The organism is Brevundimonas sp. UBA2416, assembly GCF_002343105.1.
Classification (GTDB): Bacteria; Pseudomonadota; Alphaproteobacteria; order Caulobacterales; family Caulobacteraceae; genus Brevundimonas.
Window position 1 is genome coordinate 47110 of the sequence record NZ_DDRM01000011.1, and the last position, 14885, is coordinate 61994.

The window sequence follows — 14885 nt, forward strand, 5'->3', positions numbered from 1 at the left end:
GCGCGCAGTCATCCATGCCAGCTCCTCGGCGAGCCCGGTCTGGCTGGCGAAGGCGACCAGCAGCCACAGGCCGACGGCGACAGCCGCTCAGAGCCAGCGAACAGGGTCGTGGGTCACGCGCCCTCGGACAGCATGGCAGTGAAGGCGGGGGTGACAGTCTCGATCATGCCGTCGCCGGTCCGCACCACGATGGCGGCGGCGATGTTCATCGCGGTGGCGAAGGCCGGACCTTCCACGGGGCCCATGACCGTGAGGGCAGTGGCCATGGCGTCTGCGTACATCGCCGTTTCGGCCAGGACGGTGACGGAGGCGACGCCGTTCTCGACCGGTCGGCCGGTCCGCCCATCGATGGTGTGGCTGTAGGTCTGGCCATAGACCTCGTAGTTTCGCACCCAGTCGCCGGAGGTGGCGCAGGCCATATCGAACAGGGCGGCGACGGCGGGCGGACCCGGGGCGCCGGGCGCCTGCTGCAGGTCGGCCCACCAAGGCATGAAATCCGGCTTGACGCCCGCGCCGCGCAACTCGCCGCCTATCTCGACCAGATGATGGGTCGCACCCATGCCGGTCAGGCGCTCGGAGACGCGATCGACGGCGTGCCCCTTGGCGATGCCGGACAGGTCCAGCTTGACGCCGCCCAGCTGCTGCACTGCTCGGGCTTCGCGGTTGAAGCGGACGACGCCCCAGCCCGACAGGGCGCGGGCCGCCTCGATCTCTTCCTCGAAGGGCACGGTCGGACCGGTTCCGAAGCCGTTGAGCGGGCGGGGGCCGGGCGGGCCGAAGCCCCACAGATCGACCAGCGCTCCCAGCGCCGGATCGACGGCGCCGTTGGTGTCGTCGGCCAGATCCATGGCTCTGTTGAGCAGCTCCCAGAACGGCTCCGACACGGCCCAGAAGCCGGGAGGGGCGGCGTTGAGGCGCGAGAGTTCCGACTTCGGATCCCAATGGCTGAACAGGGCGATGATCCGGGCCAGCTCGTCCTCGATGGCCGCCTGGAAGGCGGCGCGGTCAAGGGCTGGCGGCGGGATCAAACGCACAGACCAAGTCGAGCCCATGGTCTCTCCCGCGAAGTCCCAGATGTGGGCGCCCGGCGGCCGGGACGGCTTGCGGCCGTGGGTCGGGATCAGGACGCGGTTCTCCGGACGCGGCGCGGCCTCCCCGCCCACGATCAGCGAGGGCGGAGCGATGCTGGTCGGTCCGTAGCCGGCGCCCGTCATGGCAGGCTGTCTCCGACGCCGTCGCCCTGCAGGCTGCAGGCCTGCTGCCCGAGCCTGAATGACCGCGCGACGTCGAACGCGGTCTTCGGCATCCTCAAGGGCCTTGCTGCGGGAGAGGCGACAGTCACCTTACGGCTTCTGCCGAGTTTGCGAACGATCATCAATGGCCGGTAGCCGGGACTCAGCGCGATAGCCGGACGCCGAGACTGAAGGTGCGGGGCGGGCCGAAGCCGGCGACACCCGTGGCGGTCTCCGAGACTTCTACCTCCGCATCGAACAGGTTGTCGGCGGCGAACCACAGGGTCGCCGAGGGAGACGCCGACCATTCGGCGCGCAGATCGGCCGTCACGGCGGCCTCGAGAACCCGGCTGTTGAGATCGTCCTCGAACCGGCTGCTTTCCCAGCGCAGATCCGCGGCCAGGGAGAGCCGGTCGACAGGGCGCCAGTCCACGCCGGTCGTGGCGCTCCAATCGGGCGCCTGGGCGGGACGCAGTCCGGTCAGCTGAGGGGCGAGGACGCCACCGTCGAGTTGGGCATCCGTGAGCGACAGGGCTGCGCGGACCGACAGCGCGTCGCTGACCTCGAAGCGTCCGTCGATCTCCAGCCCGGTCGCTTCAATAGTCCCGGCGTTCATGCGCTGGCGCAGCACGCCGCCGGCGGGCACGAAACCGGCGCGAGGGAAGACGCCGGGGCCGACGCCGGTCGTGACATTGACGATCGCGTCCTTGATCTCGTTCCAGAACACCGTTGCGGTAAGGGAAGCCCGCTCGCCGGTCCATGCCCAACCGGCCTCCACGCCGGTCAGCTGCTCGGGCTCCAGCGCCGCATTGGCCTCGGTCAGGTCGTTGCCCACGCGGAACGGGCGGTGCAGCTCATTCAGGGTGGCCGGCCGGAAGCCGGTGTAGGCGGCCAGCCGTAACGCTTGGTCCGCCGCGATCTCGCGCCGGACGCCCAAACGGGCGCTGACGACCTCGCCAGAGCGATCCGGATCGGTCTCATCCAGTGTCGGCAGACCTGTGGACAGGTCGGGCTCGAGTCGGCGGCCGCTCTCATTGCGCCACTGGTCGATGCGGAGGCCGCCCGCGATCAGCCACGGGCCGATGGAGGATGACCCCTCGGCATAGGCGCCGACGACCGAGGTTTCGCCGCCAGCGACGCGGTCGCGGGTGAAGGCACCGGCCATGTAGCGGAAGCGTTCGCGGGTCTCGCCCTCGTTGAAGCGGGCGTCGGCGCCGAGTTCCCATTCGGCCCGACCGATGCCCGACACCGTGGTGCGGCGCAGGGCGGCGTTGAGGCCCCAGCCGGTCGCGGGAGTCTCGAACTGGTCGTTGGCAGGCGTGGTCGTCGCGCGGTCGGCGGCGACGGCGACCGAGGTGTTGGCCAGGTCGCTTTCCCGGCGCCAGGCCTGCAGCCGCCAACCGAGCCGATCGGCGCGTGAGCCTGCGACCGCTGTTGCGGAGAGCAGGTTACCGCTGGCGGTCGCCCGGGCGCCGGCGAGGCCGGAACCGCGGTCCTCGTCGAAGGCGGCGGCGCGCAGGGAGATCACGGCGTCGGCGACAGGCAAGTCGGCCCGCAGGACTGCGCTGCGGACCTCAAGGTCGAGCGGCGTGTCGGCGGCGCCCGCGGCGGCGCCCCGGACCGGGACATGTCCGTCGCGGGTTTCGTACAGGCCGGAAGCGACGAACCGGACGGGACCGGCGGTCGCCGTGCCAGAGGCCGACACTCGGCCGCCGCCGTCGGCGATGGAGGCGTCAAGCACAGCGCCGTCGTCCCGTTCCCACAAGCTGATGACGCCGGTCAGGGCGCCGGCGCCGTATGGCCCGGCCCCCGAGCCGCGCACGATATCGAGGCCGGACAGACTTTCGGTCGGGACCTGCGACCAGATCACCCAGCCGCCGAACGGGTCGTTCAGGGGCACTCCGTCCAGGGTGACAAGGGTCCGTCCCGCGCCGGACGGTGCGATGGCGCGCAGACTGATTCCCTGTGTGGTCGGATTGGCGGACAGGCTGGAGGTGCGACGGAACAGGGAGACGGCCGGGACAGAGGCCAGGGCCTCGTCGAGGCGCTGTTCAGCGTGCAGGTCGGCCTCGGCCAGCCGGATGACCGCGAAGGCGGCTTCCCCGGCAGCGGGCGGCAAGCGCGCGGCGGTGACGGTGACCTCAGGGAGTTCGGGCGGGGGGAGCTGGATCATGCAGCGCGATCGCCCAAACGGTCGAGAAGCGCCGTCGCGAATACTGACAGGGTGTCGTCGCGGGCCCCCATGACGATGATCCGGTCGCCCGGGCGAGCCAGGTCGATCAGCCGGTCGCCGCAGGCTTCGCGGGTGGCCAGGGCCTCGGCGTTGCGGCCGGCGGCGCGAATGCCCGAGGCGATGTCCTCGCTGCCGACGGACCGGTCGGTGGTGCCGCCGAAATAGACCGGCTCGGGCATCAGCAGGACGTCGTCCTCGCGCATGAGGCCGGCGAAACCGTCGATGAACTCGGCCTTCATAAGCCGCAGGGGTCCGAAGCCGTGGGGCTGGAACAGGATCAGCAGCCGGCCTTCGAAGGCGTGCAGGGTCTTCAGGGTGGCCGCGATCTTGTCGGGGTTATGGGCGAAGTCGTCGATGACGGTGACGCCGGCGGCGGTCCCGACCACCTCCATGCGGCGGCGGATGCCGGCGAAGGTCTCGAGGGCCGCGACGGCCTGGTCCAGCGGCACGCCGATGGCCCGGACAGCGCCGAGCGCCGCCAGCGCATTGGCGACATTGTGGGCGCCGGGAACATTGAGGACGACCGCGTGTCTCGCCCCGCCCAGCTCCGTCAGGGTGAACCGCATGCCGGTCGGCAAGGGCTCGAGATCATGGGCATTGAGGGTGGCCGATTCCTCGCCGAGGGCGAAGGTGATCACCTTGTCGGCCGGAAGGGACTGGGCCAGCGCCTGGGTCTCGACATTGTCGAGATTGAGCACCGCCCTGGCCGCCCGGCCGGTGAAGCCGCCGAACAGGTCGCGCAATTCCTCCATCGACTTGTGGTCCAGCGAGATATTGGAGACCACGGCGACGGTCGGCTTGTAGCGGGCGATGGAGCCGTCGGACTCGTCGACTTCGGAGACGAACAGGGTGGGGCCGCCGATCAGGGCGCTGGCGAAGGGGTGAGCGGCGTCGGCGAAATTCTTCATCACCGCCCCGTTCATGACGGTCGGCTCGCGGCCCGCCTGATGCAGGATCCAGGCGATCATGCCGGTGATGGTCGACTTGCCGCTGGTGCCGGCCACACCGATCGACGTCGGGGCGGCATTGAACAGCTGGCTGAGCAGCTCGGGACGGGTGATGATACGGGCCCCGGCGCGTTTCGCCGCGCCGATGTCGGGCACGGTGTCCTCGATCGCGCCGGTGGCCACAACCGTCTGGTCCGGCCGCGTCACGCCCGAGCCGTCCTGCGGATGCAGGGTCACGCCTTGCGCCTCAAGCCATGCGAATTTCTCGGGTGTGCGGCCCTGGTCACGGGACCGGTCGGAGCCCTCGATACGGCCTCCGCGCGCCTGGACGATCATCGCCAGCGGGAGCATTCCCGAACCGCCGATGCCGCAGAAGAAATAGTCGTCTTGATTCATGAGGGCGAAACCGGGGAATGTCCGGCGGCCTGACTAGCACGGGCGAGGCTGGAGGCCAGCGGCTGAGCATGAAGATCGGCATCGTCAACGCCAGTTCGCGACTTAACAAGGCGCGCGCCGAGGCTGTCCTGGCCTGGTTCGCGACCAATTTTCCGGACGGCTCGGTCACGGCGAGCTTCCACCCGGCCAGTTTCGGCAAGCACGGACATTTCGGCGGCGACGACGCCAGCCGGGCCAATGCCTTTGTGGAATACGCCAATGATCCGCGGCTGGACGCCGTCTGGTTCGCGCGCGGCGGCTATGGCTCGTGCCGGATCGCCGAGGCGGTGCTGCCCCGTCTGACGGCCGTGGCGCGCAAGAAGCGGTATCTGGGCTATTCGGACGCCGGCAGCATCCTGGCCCTGCTCTACAAGGCCGGATTTCCGCATGTGGCGCACGGGCCGATGGCCTCGGACGCGGTGCGCAACGATCCCACGGCCTGGCGGGCGCTGAACTGGCTGAGGTCGGGCGATCCGACGTCGTGGGAGCCTTCGCTCGCCGAGGACCCGCGCCCGGCGGTCGGCTTCAATCTCAGTATTCTGGACGCGCTGGTCGGGACGGCGCTGGAGCCTGACCTGACCGGCCATGTGCTGATGCTGGAGGATGTGTCCGAGCCAATGTACCGGATCGACCGGATGATGTTTCACCTGACCGGCCAGGCCTCGATCCGAAAGGTGGCGGGCATCCGGATGGGGCGAGTGTCGGATATCGTCGAGAACGACCCCGACTTTGGCCTGACCGCCGAAGAGATCTGCCGTTACTGGTGTGAACGGTCGGGTATTCCATACCTCGGGACCGCGGATATCGGCCATGACCGTCACAACAAGGTGGTCCCCTTCGGCCCCCGTTAGGCGAGCCGGGCTCGCGTGGACGGAGAAGCCGGTCGACGGCCGCGCCTGCGCGACATCAGATGGAGATCCACGGGGTTCCCTGGCGACAGGCCGGAACCCGCGAGGCCCTTGGGGGAGGGTTTCGCAGTGGCGGTCTGGCCGGCGTCGGGGGGCGCCGGCCGGGCCGCGACACCCAAAGCAGCCTGACGCGACGACGGCGACGCTGGCGCGAGGGGCGGGCAAACGCCATCTTCGGCAGGCATGAACCGCCGCTCCCTTCTGATCCGCGCCGCAGGACTGGCCGCCGTCGTCGGCGGAGCCTGGTGGGCGCGTGAGACACTGCTGTGGCCCAAGCCGACGCTGACTTTTGGCGAAGGCGGCGCGACGCCCTGGCTGGCCTATGCGCGGAATGCGCTGGTGCCGACCGTGAGGGTCAGGCTGGGCGATCTCGAAATCGTCGCCCTGATCGATAGCGGAGCCCAGTATTCGGTGATCGACCGGGCGCTGGTGGCGGCGCTGCCGGCGGCGAGCCGGTCGTTGTTCGACATGCCGCTCGTGGCCTATGGCGTCGGCGGCGGGGCGCAGGTGGGGCGCGGGACGACATTGGCTGTCGATCTGCCCGGACTGGCTGTTCGCGGTCTGCGGGCGGCCATCCTCGATCTGGGGCCGCTGGCCTCGGAGGAGGGGCTGCGAACCCCATTGATCCTGGGTCAGGACGTGCTGGGTGAGGCGGTGCTTGCGCTGGACCCGCGCCGGCGGCACGCGCGGCTGGTGCGGCGCGAAGCCTTTGTACGTCCGCCCGATCTGGCCCCGGCCGCCGTGCGCCGTAAGGGCGGGTCGATGGTCACAGAGGTGACGGTGGAGGGCTCGGTGATCGAGGCCGTCGTCGACACAGGGGCCTCAGCCTTGCTGGGCCTGAGTCGCGAGGCGGCGAGCGGCGCTGGCCTGCTGGACGGCAGGCCGCAGGGCAGCGGGGTGAGTCTTGTTCTCGGTGGGGCGCTGCGTTCCACCATCGTCGAGGCGCGCACCGTGACCTTCGCGGGCCACCTGTACCGACGCGTAGCCGTCGGCGTGTTCGACCAGCCGCCCCTGCCGAACTTCCCCGGCGGGCTGGTCGGGATGGAGGCGTTCAACGGCCGTCGCGTGGCCATGGACCTCGGCGCCGGCGCGCTTTTCGTGTCGCGTCCGCTGGACCTGACTGTCAGCTGAACCTTACAGCGTCTGGAAGGTGTCGCAGGCTGCCGGGTCGCCCGATTCATAGCCGCGCCGCAGCCACTCGACCCGCTGGGCGGAGGTGCCGTGGGTAAAGCCTTCGGGCTGGACCTGTCCGCCCTGGCGACGTTGCAGGGTGTCGTCGCCGATGGCCGAGGCCGTTTGCATACCGGCTTCCAGATCGCCCGCCTCCAGAGCGACCTCGCCGTTTGAGGCCGCGGCGGCATTGCGGGCCCAGACGCCGGCGTAGCAGTCGGCCTGCAGCTCGAGAGCGACCGAATAGCGGTTGGCCTCGGCCTGGCCGGAAGCGCGCTGCTGGGCCGTGCGCACCTGTTCCGAAAGGCCCGTCAGGGTCTGGATATGGTGCCCGTATTCATGGGCGATGACATAGGCGCGGGCGAAGTCGGCGCTGGACGCGCCCAGATCGGTTTCGAGCTGCGACCAGAAGGACAGGTCGAGATACACATGTCGGTCCGCCGGGCAGTAGAACGGTCCCATGGCCGCCTGACCGAAACCGCAGCCCGTCGAAGTGCCCTGTTCGTACAGGGTGACGGTCGGCGGTTGATAGCCCTGGATCTTGGTCTTCCAGACATCGTCGATGTTGGATCCGATAACGTCGACGAAGGCGCCCGCCTGATCCGACGGGCTGCCCCGGCGGCCCTCGGAGACGCCGGCGCCGCCGAACTGGCTGGCCAGCTGGGTCGTGGTGGCGGGGTCGATGTCGAAGACGAAATAGCCGATCGCGGCCAGGATCACGACGCCGATTCCGCCCCCGGCCATGGCCCCGCCGCCGACGCCGCGCCGGTCGTCGATGTTGCCGCCGCGCCGTCCACCCTGCCACCGCATGATTGTTCTCCCTCAGGCCTGATGCCCAAGCTAGGCCGGAACGCAGGACGAGGGGAAGGGATGCAGCCTGAAAGGCGAACTCTGTTCGCCGGAGCTAGTCGCGCGGGCGATCCAGCCAGGTGTCGATCTGACCCACCTCCGACGCGGCGGCGGCGCGCCGACCGGAGGCTGACTGGCGTAGCGCCAGCTCTTCCTCGGGCGAGCGCAGGGCGCGGGGCCCCGGCAGCTGAACCGGCTCGGGCAGGCGCGCGGCCTCGATCTGCTGGCGGTTGAGACGGGTCTCGGTCTCCAGCTGGCGGGCAAAGGTGTCGCGCTGGTCGGCCCGGGCGCGGAGGCGGTCCATTTCGAGCCGGTGCTGGTCCGCCTGATAGCGATGCGGGTCGACCGCGGGCGCGCCGGGATGTGGCTGCCAGGTCTGGGCCTGAGCCACTGCCGGCGTCATGGCGAGGGCGATCAGGGCGAGGAACGCGCGGAGTGCGGTCATGGGAGGATGATGACGCCTGCCGCGCCGACCTCCAAGCGTGGCCGTCAGCGGACCGGAGCCAGGGTCCAGACGCGGGTGCGTTTGACGGCATCGTCCTCGAGCTCGCGCGTCGTGGGGACGGCGTATTCGGCCAGCAGGTCAAAGCCGGTCTTCGGAAAGTAGGTCCGCAGGGGGTCGCCGACGAGAACCCGGGTTCCCCGGTCTGCCGCTTGGGTCAGCCAGCCAAGGACACGCCCGGCCATAGGCTGTTCGTAGAAGACGTCACCGGCGCAGATCACATCGGCCTCGGGCGGGCCTGCGTCCAGCAGGTCGGTGTCGGTGAACGCGAGCGTCACGCCGTTGGCCGCGGCGTTGAGCGCAACCGCGGCGGCGCAGAAGGGGTCGATGTCGGCGCACAGCACCGAGGTCGCGCCGGCCTGCACGGCTGCAATGCCCACCAGGCCCGATCCGGCGGCGAGATCCAGCACACGCTTCCCGGCGACCTCGGCCGGATTGTCCAGCAGCCAGCGCGCCAGCCCCTGACCACCAGCCCAGGCGAAGGCCCAGAAGGGCGGAGGCAGGCCCATTTCGCCCAATTCCTCTTCGGTCAGCCGCCAGATCGGCGTGACCTCATCCGCCAGCCACAGAGAAATCTCCGGCGCGTGCGGCACGGGCTGGAGGCGGGTGTTGGCGAGGATGAAGGCCTTGGGGTCCGGGATCACGCCTTGGCCGACGCCTCGGCCAGAACCGCCAGATAGCCGCTCGCCACCTCCATCCGCCCTCCCTGTGGCCTCGCGCGCACCGCCCGGTGCAGGGCCGGGAGCTTCCAGCAGGGGACGTGCATGAAGAGGTGATGCTCGGCGTGGAAATTGACCCAGTAGGGGGCGATGAGGGCGCGCTCCCACCAGGAGGCGCGGGTGGTTCGGGCTGCGCGGAAGGGGTCGCTGGACGAGCCCTCGACGCAGGCGTGCTCGGCGATGTTTCTCAGTCGGGTGACCATCGGGAACCACGTCGCCATCGGCAGCAGCCACAGGACGAAATACGCCCACCAGACCCCCGCGAGGGTCAGGCCTGTAAACAGGGCGGCGTTGGCCAGCAGGAAGGAGGCGACGCTGCGGCCGGTGACGACGGCGCCCTCGGCCATGTCTTCATCGCGCCGGGTTCGGAAGGCGTGAAAGGCATACAAAACTCGCTGTTTGAAGAAGGTCTGGCCGGTCATGTCGCGGATGATCTTGCGGCGCAGGGAGGCGCGGGTGACGGGGAAGGGGGCGGACAGGACCAGATCCGGGTCCTCAGGCTGCTGGGCGTACTTGTGGTGCGCCAGATGATAGGGCCGGTAGGCGGTCAGAGAGGCGCCCACGGGGACCGCGCACAGCCAATGGCCGAGGAAATCGTTCAGCCGCCGGTTCGGCGACAGGCCGCCATGCGCCGCCTCGTGCATGAGGATCGCGAGGCCCAGCTGCCGTGTGCCTATGACGGCGACGGTGAGCGGGATCAGGATCGGCCAGATGACGCTCGCGGCGATAGCCAGGGCAATGACGCCCCAGCAGTGCAGCACCAGCAAAGGGCCTATCCATGGCGACCGAGTCTGGAACGTCGCCCAGGCGGCGGGTGTGAACAGATCGGATGGCCGGATGCGGGGCGCGGCAGGCATGGCGCATGATACGCCGTGAGAGAACCGATCGGAAGCGTGCGCTGTCGGGCGGGCGGCGATAGCGACCGGATGATCGTCATGAGAACCCGACAAAAAGTCAGGTTGACATGACACAGCGAGAATGTAAGGTAAGACTTACATCAAGTCAGGAACGCCTTCCATGCTCGCTCTCGGAAAATCCACCTCTTCCGCCCACAAGCGTTATGTCGTCCGGACGATCGCCTTCATGTCAGGCTATGTCGCGATCAATGTCGCCGCGATCTTCGGAGCCTTTGATGACATCGCCTCGCCGGTCGCTGCCTGGGTCCTTGCCCTTGCGGTCTCCGCGCCGGTGATCGGCCAGATCTGGGCGACGCTGGCGCTGATGCGTGAGTCGGACGAGTTCGTCCGGGCCGTCGTGGCGAAACAGTTCATTCTCGCCTCCGGCCTGGCGATGGCGGTGGCCAGCGTCTGGGGCTTCGGCGAGAGCTATGCTGACGCGCCGCACATTCCGGCCTGGATCATCTATCCGCTGTTCTGGGCCTGCTTCGGCCTGATCGCGCCCTTCGTGAAGTCGTCGAGCTGATGAAGAACCGCCTCAAACTTCTGCGCGTCGAGCGCGGCTGGACCCAGGAACAGCTGGGACAGGCGTTGGGCGTGTCGCGCCAGGCCGTCAATGCCCTGGAGACCGAGAAGCACGATCCCTCGCTGGATCTGGCCTATCGCATCGCCGTGCTGTTCGCGCGGCCGGTGGAAGAGATTTTCGACAATCCCCACGCCTGACAAAGTCAGCCGAACCTTACCTGTCTGGAGACTGAAATGTTCAACGCCTTCTTCAAGGCGCGGCCCCGGCTGCGCGCGGCTCTTTTCGGACTGGCCGTCTGTTCCCCGGCCTTTGTTGTCGGGATCGGCCAGGCGATGGCCCAGGAGGTCCATGCGCCTGCCGCCTTTGTCTCGGACCGTTTGTCGGTTGAGGTGGTCGGGTCGGGTCCCGATGTTGTTCTGATTCCCGGCTTCGGCTCGTCGCGGGAGGTGTGGCGGGCCGAGGCGGAGCGGCTGAAGGCCACGCACCGGGTCCATCTGGTGCAACTGGCCGGCTTCGCGGGGGAGCCGTGGGTGCACGGCGACGGACCGTTCGTGCAGCCGATGGCCGATGAGCTGGCGCGTTACGTTCGGGAGCGGCGACTGGCGCGGCCGACGGTCGTCGGACATTCGATGGGCGGTATGACCGCCGTGCTTCTGGCCCAGCAGCATCCGGAGCTGGTCGGGCGGGTCATGAGCGTCGACAGCCTGCCGTTCTTCAGCGCCCTCTTCGGGCCGCAGGTGACGGCGGAGACGGCGCGTCCGTTCGCCGACCAGGCGGCGGCCGGCATGCTGGCGGCGGATGACGCGGGCTTCCGGGCCAGTCAGGCCCAGGGCGCCGTCGGCCTGGCCCGTGATCCGGCGACGCGGGCGGCCATGGTCGAATGGTCGATGCACTCGGATCGGCAGGCGATGGCGACCGCCATTCGCGAGGTTATGACGACCGATCTGAGACCCGGTCTGGCGGCGATGACGACCCCGGTCTGGGCTGTCTACGCGTCAGACGCGGATGGCGGGGCGCCGGCCGCCATGGCCGACGCCCTATGGGGTCGCGAGTACGCCGCCCTGCCGGGCGTGCGCCTGATCCGGGTCGACGGCAGCCGGCATTTCATCATGGCCGACCAGCCGGGGCGGTTCGCCGAACTGATGGATCAGTTGTTGGCGGAGCCGCTCTGAGGCGCGACCGAGGCGACGTTGCCGGGCAGCTGGCAGCGGCCGAGCCGGTTGTTGTGCGTCACCTCATAGCCTTCGGCCGGAATGTCGAGGCAATCGACCCACTGGAGCGGCGAGGTGTCGGCGACGACGAGTCCGCCGCCCTCGTTGCAGTTGACCTCGACGAACGGGGCGAAGGCGTTGGACCGTGCGACCACCGCCGCGTCGAGGACTTCGCAGACGAACCCGGCGCGACGGATCACGCGTTCAGCGTACTGGAAGGTTTCGGACCGGTTCATCTCCTCACGGAAGCCGCGATCCCCGCCGCGACGCCCACGATTCATTTCACGGCGTGAGCTTTCGATGCGGCTCGGGGTGGTCGCATCCAACCCGAAATTGGCCGAGGATCTGGCCTCCATGCCGTAGGTTTCCGTATGGCCGTTGGGCGTAAAACCCCCCGGCGTCGAATAGGTCTGCGCGAGGGCGGGCGTCGCCGCGAAGGCGACGACCGTGGCGGCCGAGGCGATGAGGATATGGGACAGGCGAAGCATGGGCGACCTCCTCCAACGGGTTTGATCCCTCCGGTTGCGGTGGCCTGGCCGACGTATTCATCGGCGCATGATGGTCAGCGTAGAGCGGAGAACAGAAAAGGGAAAAGCACTGGGATCTTCAACTAAAGGTCCAGACTGACGCAGAACCGCCGAGGGGTCAAACCGGCGCGCGCACCGGTACATGCAACCGAGGGGCGAGAGCGGCTGCGACCGGAGAGGAACGCCGGATCATGGCCCTGCCCTGATGGATCGTGGCCCTGCCCTGATGGATCAGGGCCCGGGCGGTCGGGCGCGTTCGGCGAGGCCGGCATTGCCCGGCAACCGGCAGGCGGTGACGATCCGCTGGCGGCGTCCCGCCTGACCGGTGTCGGGCGCCAGGTCGAGGCAGTCCGTGACCTGAAGCGGGTCGGAATCGGCGATGATGACGCCCCCACCCTCGACGCAGTCGATCTCGATCAGGGGTCCGCCGTCGCGGGTGCGACCGATGACGGCGGCCTCGGCCACGGCGCAGACCAGTCCGGCGCGGGCGACGGCGTCGGCGGCCTGATCCTGCACGGACGCGCCAAGGGGCATGTTGCGGCCCCGGTTCATTTCCTCCCGTGAGCCGGCGAGCCGGCTGGGGGTTTCGGCGACCACGCCGAACTGGGTGGGGCTGTAGATGCGCAGCCCCTCGGGCTCGCGGGCGCTCTGGGGCAGGGCCAGGGCGGGACCGGCGAGGGCGGCGAGCAGCAGGACGGCGAGCGACCGCATCAGATCGTTTCCGGCGCGGGGCGGACGGCCGCAACGGGCGTGACGTCGCCGGCCTTGAGCAACTGGCCGGCGAAGTCGTCGGCATAGGCGACCGCCAGCAGGGAGCGGAAGCCCGTGACGGGGATGGCGATCTCATAGGCCCCCTCGGCATAGGGGCCGACCTGATAGGCTCCGATGAAGAAGATCAGGCCGGCGGCCTTGCCGTTGACGGTTCCGGGAGCGAGGACGAAGGCGGTGTCGGCGGCGCGCGGGCATGAGGCGCCGGGGGGGCCGTTGAGGGGGATCGAGACGCTGTCGGGCACACGGGCGCGCTTCGCGGCGTTGATCGCCGAGCACAGGGCCTGGTCGAGGATGGCCAGATCGGTGTTCTTGCGGAACAGGTCGGCGAGGCCGAGCCGGCGCTTCAGCGCCTTGTCCCAGAGGATGCCGCTGGTCAGGGTGTTCGGATGGGCGCCGCCCGAATAGTCGAAATCGACCCGCTTCAGACTGAACAGCTTGCCGGTCTCGAGGGCGGCGGTGACGGTGATGGTCTTCTCGTATTTGGGCCGGTCGGTGTCGGCCCCGGCCTCGGTCAGTTCGCCCTGGGCGCCCTCGGCGAACTGGCGCAGCAGCCGCACCTCCTCGGCATAGAGGCGGGCGTGGAGATCGGTCTGGGTCCGGATGGCGGCCGGCAGGGTCAGGCTGACGTCGGCCCAGGCGGTCTTTGATTCAAAGGCCATCGGCGCGGCGGCGTCGGCGGGGGTGACTGCCGCCGGCTGGCCCGGCGCCGCAGGCGCATCGGGAGCCGCGGGTTCGCGGTCACGGTTGCAGGCGGACAGGCCGGCAGCGAGGGCGGCGGTCAGCAGCAGGGCGCCCAATCTGGTCTTGAGGGGGGCGGTCATGCGGGTCTCCTTCAGAACGGCCACGATACAGCGCCCAGAATGATGGCGGAAAGCAGAATGAAGCCCGCGTCGCGGTTCGAGCGGAACAGCCGCAGGGCGAGGGCCGGATTGTCCGGGCGCAGGTCGCGGACCTGGCCGAACAGATGCGACGTCCAGATGGCCAGACCGAGCCAGAAGCCGAGTTGGAGCCCGGCCAGGACACCGGCCCAGGCGACCAGAAGGAAGGCCAGCAGATAGAAGGCGAAGACCCCGCTGGCGACCCGGGATCCGAGGCGGCGGGCCGAGGATTTGACCCCGACCATGGCGTCGTCCTCGATGTCCTGCAGGGCGTAGATGGTGTCGTAGCCGAGGGTCCAGAAGACGAGACCGAGGTAGAGGAGGAGGGCGGGGAGCAGCAGCGGCGTCACCGGGTGAACGTCCACGCCCCAGACCGTGGCGCTGAGAGGGATGGGCCAGGCCGCTATCAAAGAATGCGCCGCCGCGAACCCCATGAGGACGCCCCAGTTAAAGGTCAGGCCGAGCCAGGCCTGCGGCCACCAGGTGATCCGCTTCATGAAGGGGTAGGCGGCGACGAGGGCGAGGGAGGCGATGCCGAGCCCGATCGCGGTCAGGTTCAGGGTCAGCAGGATGAGCAGGCTGATCAGGCTGCATCCGACCACGAAGGCCAGCGCCTGTTTGACCGAGATCCGGCCGGACGGGATCGGCCGCATCGCCGTGCGGGCGACCTTTGCGTCGATGTCGCGGTCGACAATGTCGTTGAAGGCGCAGCCCGCCGCACGCATCAGGCAGGCGCCGAGGGCAAAGCCGAGGAACAGCCAGGCGTCATAGAGGTCCGGCGCCTTGCGGTCTTGGGCCAACGCCAGCGCGATCCCCTGCCAGCCCGGCAGGAGCAGCAGCCAGATGCCGATCGGGCGGTCGAACCGGCCGAGCTTCAGCCACGGCTTGAGACTCTCCGGCGCATGACGGTCGACCCAGTTCGTCGGGGCGTCGGGAAGCGGGGCGGAGGTCATGGGTCGGAGATAGCCTGTCGGGGGGTGGGGGTGAAGGGTGGCGGGGGGCGAGTGGTTAGTGGCGAGTGGTTAGTGGCTGGCCGGCGCCTGTGCAGCGGTGCAGACCGCGCCGACCTTCCGCTGGCAGC

The 14885-nt window shown here is 69.3% G+C and carries 16 protein-coding genes; 5 read left to right on the forward strand and 11 right to left on the reverse strand.

Annotated elements, in window-relative coordinates; genetic code table 11:
• Nucleotides 1-113: 113 nt before the first annotated feature.
• From B3E43_RS03220 to B3E43_RS03230, 3 genes are all read right to left on the reverse strand, one after another.
• Nucleotides 114-1214: an FAD:protein FMN transferase gene (locus B3E43_RS03220; protein ID WP_292026533.1), complete on the reverse strand. Its 1101-nt coding sequence runs from the start codon at nt 1212-1214 to the stop codon at nt 114-116.
• 181 nt (nt 1215-1395) lie between these two features.
• On the reverse strand, nt 1396-3405 hold the full coding sequence (locus B3E43_RS03225; RefSeq protein ID WP_292026535.1) for a TonB-dependent receptor: 2010 nt from the start codon (nt 3403-3405) through the stop codon (nt 1396-1398).
• Complete coding sequence (locus B3E43_RS03230; RefSeq protein ID WP_292026537.1) at nt 3402-4808, reverse strand: UDP-N-acetylmuramate--L-alanine ligase; 1407 nt, start codon at nt 4806-4808, stop codon at nt 3402-3404. The genes B3E43_RS03225 and B3E43_RS03230 overlap by 4 nt, the downstream gene beginning before the upstream one ends.
• A gap of 17 nt (nt 4809-4825) precedes the next feature.
• On the opposite strand from B3E43_RS03230, the gene B3E43_RS03235 reads away from it, so the two are divergent.
• A complete protein-coding gene (locus B3E43_RS03235) occupies nt 4826-5698 on the forward strand; it encodes an LD-carboxypeptidase (protein ID WP_292026539.1) in 873 nt (290 codons plus the stop codon).
• A gap of 240 nt (nt 5699-5938) precedes the next feature.
• Nucleotides 5939-6886 (forward strand): pepsin/retropepsin-like aspartic protease family protein, encoded by a 948-nt coding sequence (locus B3E43_RS03240; protein ID WP_292026542.1) that lies wholly within the window; start codon nt 5939-5941, stop codon nt 6884-6886.
• A 3-nt stretch (nt 6887-6889) separates the two neighbouring features.
• Here the strand turns inward: B3E43_RS03240 and B3E43_RS03245 are convergent, their stop codons facing one another.
• The 4 genes from B3E43_RS03245 to B3E43_RS03260 form a co-directional block, all read right to left on the reverse strand.
• Nucleotides 6890-7735 (reverse strand): KPN_02809 family neutral zinc metallopeptidase, encoded by an 846-nt coding sequence (locus B3E43_RS03245; protein ID WP_292026544.1) that lies wholly within the window; start codon nt 7733-7735, stop codon nt 6890-6892.
• Between the two features lie 94 nt (nt 7736-7829).
• Nucleotides 7830-8219 (reverse strand): hypothetical protein, encoded by a 390-nt coding sequence (locus tag B3E43_RS03250; protein WP_292026546.1) that lies wholly within the window; start codon nt 8217-8219, stop codon nt 7830-7832.
• Between the two features lie 44 nt (nt 8220-8263).
• Nucleotides 8264-8917 carry a class I SAM-dependent methyltransferase gene (locus B3E43_RS03255; protein WP_292026572.1) on the reverse strand — a complete coding sequence of 218 codons (654 nt, stop codon included), beginning with the start codon at nt 8915-8917 and terminating at the stop codon, nt 8264-8266.
• The gene (locus B3E43_RS03260) at nt 8917-9756 is read right to left on the reverse strand and encodes a fatty acid desaturase family protein (protein ID WP_349677552.1); all 840 of its coding nucleotides are present in this window, start codon (nt 9754-9756) and stop codon (nt 8917-8919) included. Before B3E43_RS03260 ends, B3E43_RS03255 begins: the two co-directional genes overlap by 1 nt.
• A gap of 256 nt (nt 9757-10012) precedes the next feature.
• On the opposite strand from B3E43_RS03260, the gene B3E43_RS03265 reads away from it, so the two are divergent.
• The 3 genes from B3E43_RS03265 to B3E43_RS03275 are packed head-to-tail and all read left to right on the forward strand — an operon-like array spanning nt 10013 to nt 11589.
• Entirely contained in the window at nt 10013-10417 is a 405-nt protein-coding gene (locus tag B3E43_RS03265) for a hypothetical protein (protein ID WP_292026550.1), read from the forward strand.
• Entirely contained in the window at nt 10417-10614 is a 198-nt protein-coding gene (locus B3E43_RS03270; RefSeq protein ID WP_284220220.1) for a helix-turn-helix transcriptional regulator, read from the forward strand. The genes B3E43_RS03265 and B3E43_RS03270 overlap by 1 nt, the downstream gene beginning before the upstream one ends.
• 36 nt (nt 10615-10650) lie before the next feature.
• Nucleotides 10651-11589, forward strand: coding sequence for an alpha/beta fold hydrolase (locus tag B3E43_RS03275; protein WP_292026555.1), 939 nt, complete (start codon nt 10651-10653; stop codon nt 11587-11589).
• Here B3E43_RS03275 and B3E43_RS03280 read toward each other — a convergent pair.
• The 4 genes from B3E43_RS03280 to ubiA form a co-directional block, all read right to left on the reverse strand.
• Entirely contained in the window at nt 11565-12116 is a 552-nt protein-coding gene (locus B3E43_RS03280) for a hypothetical protein (RefSeq protein ID WP_292026557.1), read from the reverse strand. The genes B3E43_RS03275 and B3E43_RS03280 overlap by 25 nt on opposite strands.
• 270 nt (nt 12117-12386) lie before the next feature.
• Complete coding sequence (locus tag B3E43_RS03285) at nt 12387-12866, reverse strand: hypothetical protein (RefSeq protein WP_292026559.1); 480 nt, start codon at nt 12864-12866, stop codon at nt 12387-12389.
• Nucleotides 12866-13747, reverse strand: a complete 882-nt coding sequence (locus B3E43_RS03290) for a DUF3298 and DUF4163 domain-containing protein (protein WP_292026561.1) — start codon at nt 13745-13747, stop codon at nt 12866-12868. Before B3E43_RS03290 ends, B3E43_RS03285 begins: the two co-directional genes overlap by 1 nt.
• Nucleotides 13748-13758: 11 nt before the next feature.
• Nucleotides 13759-14757, reverse strand: coding sequence for a 4-hydroxybenzoate octaprenyltransferase (ubiA, locus tag B3E43_RS03295; RefSeq protein WP_292026565.1), 999 nt, complete (start codon nt 14755-14757; stop codon nt 13759-13761).
• Between the last annotated feature and the right edge of the window lie 128 nt (nt 14758-14885).